At 75.1% G+C, this 7,239-nt stretch carries 7 protein-coding genes; 6 read left to right on the top strand and 1 reads right to left on the bottom strand.

Annotation, left to right across the window (positions count from 1 at the left end):
• The first annotated feature begins 145 nt into the window (after positions 1-145).
• From ACI790_RS18940 to ACI790_RS18915, 6 genes are all read left to right on the top strand, one after another.
• Positions 146-1,150: an NADPH:quinone oxidoreductase family protein gene (locus ACI790_RS18940; protein WP_456571339.1), complete on the top strand. Its 1,005-nt coding sequence runs from the start codon at positions 146-148 to the stop codon at positions 1,148-1,150.
• Entirely contained in the window at positions 1,143-2,339 is a 1,197-nt protein-coding gene (locus ACI790_RS18935) for a CaiB/BaiF CoA transferase family protein (RefSeq protein ID WP_456571338.1), read from the top strand. Before ACI790_RS18940 ends, ACI790_RS18935 begins: the two co-directional genes overlap by 8 nt.
• Positions 2,340-2,362: 23 nt before the next feature.
• Complete coding sequence (locus ACI790_RS18930) at positions 2,363-3,139, top strand: SDR family NAD(P)-dependent oxidoreductase (RefSeq protein WP_456571337.1); 777 nt, start codon at positions 2,363-2,365, stop codon at positions 3,137-3,139.
• Between the two features lie 157 nt (positions 3,140-3,296).
• Positions 3,297-4,427: a thiolase family protein gene (locus ACI790_RS18925; protein ID WP_456571336.1), complete on the top strand. Its 1,131-nt coding sequence runs from the start codon at positions 3,297-3,299 to the stop codon at positions 4,425-4,427.
• A gap of 31 nt (positions 4,428-4,458) precedes the next feature.
• Positions 4,459-5,223, top strand: a complete 765-nt coding sequence (locus ACI790_RS18920) for an SDR family NAD(P)-dependent oxidoreductase (RefSeq protein ID WP_456571335.1) — start codon at positions 4,459-4,461, stop codon at positions 5,221-5,223.
• Between the two features lie 84 nt (positions 5,224-5,307).
• Positions 5,308-6,222 carry a LysR family transcriptional regulator gene (locus ACI790_RS18915; RefSeq protein ID WP_456571334.1) on the top strand — a complete coding sequence of 305 codons (915 nt, stop codon included), beginning with the start codon at positions 5,308-5,310 and terminating at the stop codon, positions 6,220-6,222.
• Here the strand turns inward: ACI790_RS18915 and ACI790_RS18910 are convergent.
• Positions 6,203-7,078: a LysR family transcriptional regulator gene (locus ACI790_RS18910; protein ID WP_456571333.1), complete on the bottom strand. Its 876-nt coding sequence runs from the start codon at positions 7,076-7,078 to the stop codon at positions 6,203-6,205. The two genes, ACI790_RS18915 and ACI790_RS18910, sit on opposite strands and share 20 nt — an antisense overlap.
• Between the last annotated feature and the right edge of the window lie 161 nt (positions 7,079-7,239).

The following is a 7,239-nucleotide window of genomic DNA, read 5'->3' as shown; positions in this document are numbered from 1 at the left end:
TGTTGTTTTGTAATGCGCTTTCTGTGGGCTTATTTATATTGTTTCGTGTGGGGCGCCCGGCGGGGGGGGGGCCGCCCCCCCCCCCCCCCCCCGCGGTCCCACCGACCGGCCATCCCTCCGAGCGAACGGGCGGTACCGCTCCACCGTGGACGACGTCGCTGCGCTGCTGTGCACCCGCTACGGGGACTGGCGCGACCTGGATCTCACCACCGTCGCGCGCCCGCCCCTGCAGCCGGGCCAGGTCCGGATCCGCGTCCGGCACGCCGGGGTCGGCTTCGCGCTGAGCCTCATCGTGGGCGGCACCTACCAGCGCAGGCCCCCGCTGCCCTTCACCCCCGGCACCGAGATCTCCGGCCACGTGCTGGAGGTCGCCCCCGACGTGACGGGGCTGTCGGTCGGCCAGCGCGTCGCCGCAGCCCTCGACTGGGGCGGCTTCGCCGAGGAGGCGGTGGCCACCCAGGAGACCGTCTACCCGGTACCCGACGGCGTGGACCTCGCCGACGCCGCCGGGCTGCCGATCACCTACGGCACGGTGTGGTCGGCGCTCGACTGGCGGGCGGGCCTGCGCGCCGGCGAGACCGTCCTGGTGCACGGCGCCGCCGGGGGCATCGGCTCCGCCGCGGTGCAGGTCGCCCGGCTGATGGGGGCCCGCGTCCTCGCCACCGCCGGCACGGAGGCCAAGCGGCGCAGCGCCCTGGCGAACGGCGCCGACCACGTGCTGCCCTCGGACGCCGGCACGCTCGCCGCGCGGGTCAAGGAGCTCACCGGCGGGGGCGTCGACGTGGTCGTCGACCCCGTCGGCGGCGACCTCTTCGACGCGTCGCTGCGCTGCGTCGCCGCGGGCGCGCGGGTGCTGACCCTCGGCTTCGCGGCCGGGCGGATCCCGCAGATCCCGGCGAACCTCCTGCTGGTCAAGGGCGTGTCGGTCATCGGGCACAACTACGGCCACCTCATCGGCTGGGGTCCCATCGACGACCGGCGGGACCACGCACCCGCCGTCCGCCGCATGGTCGCGGCGATCTTCGACGCGGTCGCCCGGGGCGCCCTCCCACGGCCGGTCACCCAGCACTTCCCGCTCGCCCACTGGGAGCAGGCGGTGGAGACGGTCATGTCCCGGCGCTCGCTCGGAAAGGTGCTCCTCGATGTCTGAACCCACCGCGGCCGGCCCGGCGCCGGCCGACGGGCCGGGGACCCGGCCGTTCACCGGGCTCACCGTGCTCGACGTGAGCCAGGGGATGGCCGGGCCGCGGTGCACGCAGATCCTGGCCGAGCAGGGCGCGCGGGTCATCAAGGTCGAACCACCGCACGGCGACTGGGCGCGCACCATGGGTCGGACGCTGGGCGGCGCCACCGCGATCTTCGCGTCCAGCAACGCCGGCAAGGAGAGCGTCGTCCTCGACACCCGGACCGCGGCCGGCCGGGCGGCGCTCACCGAGCTGGCCGCGCGCTGCGACGTGGTGGTGGAGAGCTTCCGGCCCGGGGTGGCCGCCCGGATGGGCCTGGACCACCGGCACCTGGCCGACCGCCGTCCGGACCTGGTGTACGTCTCCATCGACGGCTTCGGCTCCGCGGGACCGCTGGCCGGCGTCCCCGCGGTCGACACGGTCCTGCAGGCGGCCGGCGGGCTGATGCAGGCCAACCGCGACGCCGCCGGGACGCCCCGCCGGGTCGGGTTCTACGTGGTCGACCTGACCGCCGCCTCGCACGCCGCCGGGCAGGTCGCCGCCGCCCTGTACGGGGTGGCGCGCACCGGGCGCGGGCGGCGGATCGAAGTCACGCTGCTGCAGGCCGCCGCGTCCCTGGTGTCCTACCTGGTCCTCGACGAGGCGATGTTCCCGGACGACGACCTGTTCGCCGCCGGCGAGGTCCGTTCCTTCGCCGCACCCAGCGGGGTGTTCGAGACCGCCGACGGCCACCTGTACGTCGGGGCCCTCACCGACGTGATGTTCACCCGGCTGGCCGGGGCGCTGCGGTTCGACGACTGGCTGGCGGACGAGGAGCTCGCCACGAACGTCGGCCGGCTGCGCCGTCGCGAGGACCTGCACGCGCGCCTGGCGGAGACCCTCGCGCACCGCACCGCGGACGAGTGGGAACTGGCGCTGGCGTCGTCGGACGTGCTGATCAGCAAGGTGCGCACGCCCGACGACGTGCGCACGCACCCGCAGGCCCGGCACACCGGGCTGTTCGCCGAGCTGGACCACGCCGGACGCCCGTTGCCGTGGCCGGGGCTGCCCGGCGGCGGTGACTTCCAGCCCGCCCCCGGGCCGGTGCCCGCGCTGGGGGAGCACACCGACGCGGTGCTGGCCGAGTTCGGCCTCCGGGGACCGGCCCCGTCCTGACCCGACCAGCCCGAGGAGGGCCCGTGGATCTCGAGATCCAGGACCACGTCTACTTCGTCACCGGTGGCTCCACCGGCCTGGGTGCCGCCACCGCGGACCGCCTCGCCCGGGAGGGCGCCCGGGTCGCGATCTGCGGCCGCACCCGGGCCACCCTCGACGCGACCGCCGACCGCCTCGCCCGGCACGGCGGGGAGGTCGAGGCCCTCTGCGCCGACGTCACCGACCCGGGCGCCCTCGCCGACGCCGTCACGGCGGTCACCGACCGGTGGGGCCGGCTGGACGGCCTGGTCAACAACGCCGGGGTGCACGCCGGCAAGCCGTTCGAGGACATCGGGGACGACGAGTGGGGCGCCGACCTCGAGCTGAAGGTCTTCGCCGCCATCCGCGCGGTCCGGCTGGCGCTGCCGCACCTCAAGCGCACCCGCGGATCGATCCTCAACGTGCTCAGCACGCACGCCAAGGCGCCGGCGGCGGCGTCGATGCCCAGCTCGCTGTCCCGCGGCGCCGGGATGGTCCTCACCAAGACGCTGTCCAAGGACCTGGGCCGCTACGGCATCCGGGTCAACGCCCTCCTGGTCGGCTACATCGAGAGCGACCAGTGGGTGCGCCAGGCCCGGGCGCGCGACGAACCGGTCGAGGAGCTCATGGCCCGCCGGGCCGGACAGCTCGGCGTGCCGCTCGGCCGGGCCGGTCGCGCCGAGGAGTTCGGTGACCTGGCCGCCTTCCTGCTGTCCCCGCGCGCGGGCTACGTCAGCGGGGCCGCGATCAACGTCGACGGAGGTCTGGCCCCCGTCGTCTGAGACCGGCCCGCTCCATAGGTGCGGGCTATGGCTGCTTTCACCAACACGTCTTTGTGCCCGGGCGCGGGGGCGTGGTTCCGTCATCCAGGTAGACGGGCGCCCGCCTCCGCGGGGCGCCACGAGCTCGCGGCGTCGGCCGCGACCGAGGAGACCCCCCATGCGAGATGCAGTCATCGTCGATGCCGTCCGTACCCCCGTCGGCAAGCGCAACGGCGCCTACGCCGACATCCACCCCGGTGAGCTCACCGCGCACGTGCTCAACGCGCTCGTGCAGCGGAACGGCCTCGACCCCGCGCTCGTCGACGACGTCGTCTGGGGCTGCGTGAGCCAGGTCGCGGAGCAGTCCGGCAACATCGGCCGGGTCGGCGTGCTGGCCGCAGGCTGGCCGGACTCGGTGCCCAGCACGGCGGTCGACCGCCGCTGCGGATCGGGGCAGCAGGCGGTCCACTTCGCGGCGGCCGGCGTGGTGGCCGGGCACTACGACGTCGTCGTCGCCGGCGGGGTGGAGTCGATGACCCGGGTCCCGATGGGGTCCAACGCCCAGGGCGCCGCGCAGTACCCGGACAGCGTGCTGGAGCGCTACGGCGTCCCCGGGTTCAACCAGGGCATCGGCGCCGAGATGGTGGCCGAGAAGTGGGCCCTGGGCCGCACCCGCCTCGACGAGTACTCGGCCCGCTCGCACGAGCGCGCCGCCGCGGCGGTCGACTCCGGTGCGCTGGCCGGCCAGCTGGCGCCACTGGCCGGGCTGGAGGCCGACGAGGGCATCCGCCGCGGGTCGACGGTGGAGAAGCTCGCCACGCTGCGCACCGCCTTCCGGGAGGACGGCGTCATCACCGCCGGCAACTCCTCGCAGATCTCCGACGGCGCCGCGGCGACGCTGGTGACCAGCAGCGAGACCGCGCAGCGGCTCGGGCTGACGCCGATCGCCCGGGTGCACACCGTCGCGCTGGCCGCCGAGGACCCGGTGATCATGCTGACCGCGCCGATCGCCGCGACGCACAAGGCGCTGAAGAAGTCCGGGCTGTCGCCGGCCGACATCGGGGCCTACGAGGTGAACGAGGCGTTCGCGCCCGTCCCGCTCGCCTGGCAGGCGGAGTTCGGGGTGCCCGACGAGGTGCTGAACCCGCTCGGCGGCGCCATCGCGGTCGGGCACCCGCTCGGCGCCTCCGGCGGGGTCCTGATGACCCGGCTGGTGCACCACATGAAGGACCAGGGCATCCGCTACGGCCTGCAGACCATGTGCGAGGCCGGCGGCCAGGCCAACGCCACCATCCTCGAGCTCCTCTGAGCTCGGCTCCCCCGAGAGGACTCCAGCACCGATGCAGCTCCACGGACTCACCACCGCCGTCACCGGCGGGGCCTCGGGCCTCGGCCTGGCCACCGCCCAGCGGCTGGTCGCCGCCGGCGGCCACGTGACGATCATCGACCTGCCCAGCTCCGCGGGGGAGGAGGTGGCCGCCGACCTCGGCGCCGCCGCCCGGTTCGTCCCGGCCGACGTCACCGACAGCGACCAGTTCGCCGCCGCGCTCGACGCCGCGTGCGCGGACGGCCCCCTGCGCGGGCTCGTGCACTGCGCCGGCGCCGGGCGCAAGGTGCGCGTCCTCGACAAGGAGGGCGAGCCGGGCTCCCTCGAGGACTTCGAGTGGGTCATCAAGCTCAACGTCACCGGGTCCTTCAACGCGCTGCGGCTCGGAGCGGCGCGGATGGCGCGCAACGACGCGGTGGACGGGGAGCGGGGGGCCATCGTGCTGACCGCTTCGGTCGCCGCCTACGAGGGGCAGATCGGCCAGATGCCCTACACCGCCTCCAAGGCGGCGATCGTCGGGATGACCCTGAACGCCGCGCGCGACCTGGCCAGCAAGGCGATCCGGGTCTGCACGATCGCGCCGGGGATCATGGACACCCCGCTGCTCGCCCGGCTGCGCGAGGACGTCCGGGCCTCGCTGGAGGCGACCGTGCCCAACCCGGCCCGACTCGGGCACACCTCGGAGTTCGCCCTGCTCGCCACCCAGATCCTGGAGAACGGCTACCTCAACGGCGAGACCATCCGGCTCGACGGCGCGATCCGGATGGCGCCGCGCTGACCGGACCGGCCGCGGTGCTCCGGTGACCCGGCCGGAGACCCGGCCGGCGGGTGCCGGTGCGGGCGGGCCCTAGGGTTCGCAGCCATGGACCTGCAGCGGCTGCAGTACTTCCTCGCGGTGCTGGAGCACACCAGCATCAACGCCGCGGCCAGCAGCCTGGGGGTGGCCCAGCCCACCATCTCCCAGGCCATCCGGGCGATGGAGCGGGACCTCGGGGTCCCGCTCTTCCACCGGATCGGCCGTGGCATGGTGGCGACCTCGGCCGCGCACGCGCTCGTCGGACCGGCCCGGCAGATCCTCCGGGACATCTCGGCGGCGGAGAGCTCGGTCCGCGACGGCGAGGGGCAGGTGCGCGGCACGCTGGAGATCGCCGCCATCCCCTCGCTGGCCGGCGGGGTGCTCACGCAGTGCATCGCCGACTTCCGCCGCCTCTACCCCAAGGTGTCGATCACGCTCGGCTTCCTGCAGGAGGAGGCGGCCGCGGCGGCGACCCTGCGGGAGGGCCACAGCGACATCGTCGTGACGCACTTCCCCCTGGACACCGGGCCGGAGCAGCGGCCCCGTGACGAGCCGCTGTCGCTGCTCGGGCTGGGGAGCCAGGAGTACTGGATCGCGCTGCCCCCGCAGTACGCCGACCAGGTCCCGGAGCGGGACCCGATGGCCTGGACGGACATGCCGGAGATCCCGCTGGTGACCGTGCCGGAGGGGAGCGGGCACGCCGCGGAGATCCGTGCCGCGCTCGCCCGCGCCGGCCGGCTGCAGCCGCCGTCCGCCGTGGTGGAGCACCGGGAGGCCCGGCTGGCCTTCGTGCTCGCCGGTGTCGGCGGGACCTTCCTGGAGCGCAGCACGGCGGAGGCGGCCCGGAAGCGCGGGGCCGTGATCCGCGCGTTCGACCCGCCGCTGAGCCGTCCGTTCGGCCTCGTCTACAGCCCGCAGTCGATCTCCACGCTGGGGCGGGCGTTCCTCGAGGTCGCGCAGCTCAGGACGACGGCGGGCTGACCCCGGCCGCCTGCAGGAAGGCGCACCCGGCGGGGGACAGCGGGCCGGGCCGGAAGACCAGGGCCGTGGTGCGCCGGATCTCGGGCACCGTGTCCCGCACCACGACCCCGGAGAGCTCCTGTTCGGCGATGGAGCGGGGGAGCAGCGTGGCGCCGGCGCCGGCCATGACCAGCTGCCAGACGGCCTGACGGTGTGCCGAGCGGACGACGACGTTCGCGGCGGCGCGCTCGACGGCCTCGTCGATCGCCGACCGGTTCGAAGGGGCCGGGGACTGCAGGACCAGGGGCAGGTCCGCCACCGCCGCGAGTGGCACCGGGTCGGGCAGGTGCTCGGCCAGCGCGGGCGGGAGCACCAGGGCGATCCGCTGGGTGCCGAGCGTCCGCGACTCGAGGGACTCGCTCCGGGTGGGCAGCTCGGTGAGGCCGATCTCGGCGCGCCCCTGGCGGACCGCGTTCTCGATGTCGACCGGGCCACCGGGGTCGGACACGTGCACCTGGATGCCCGGATGGCGCCGGCGCAGCCGGCTGACCAGCTGCGGGAGCGGATCCACCGCCAGGGTGGACAGCGCGGCCAGCGACAGGCGGCCGGCCTGCAGCCGGCGGACCGCCTCCACCCGGGCGCGGGCACGGGCGGTGGTCTGCAGCACCCGGCGGGCCGGCACCTCGAACGCGATGCCGGCCGGCGTGAGCACCATCTGCCGGCCCACCCGGTCGAACAGGGTGACCCCGAGCTGGCGTTCGAGGCTCCGGATGGCCTGGGACAGCGACGGCTGGGCGATGTAGAGAGCCGTGGCGGCCTTGGTGATGCCCCCGTGGTCGACGACGGCGACGAAGTACTCGACGAGCCGCAGGTCCACGCGCGCACCCTAACCGGCGGGCAGGCGGGCACCGCGGCGCTGCGGCTCCCATAGGAAGCGGCTATCGGTGCCTTCGCCAACCGGTCGTGGTCAGCCGGCCGGCCGGGCTGGTTGAGTTCCCGGGGGCGGACGACACCGCTCCCGGCCCTCCGGGTGCCGCG

This window comes from Blastococcus sp. SYSU DS0539 (genome assembly GCF_054050855.1).
This window is presented reverse-complemented; position numbering and strand designations above follow the sequence as displayed.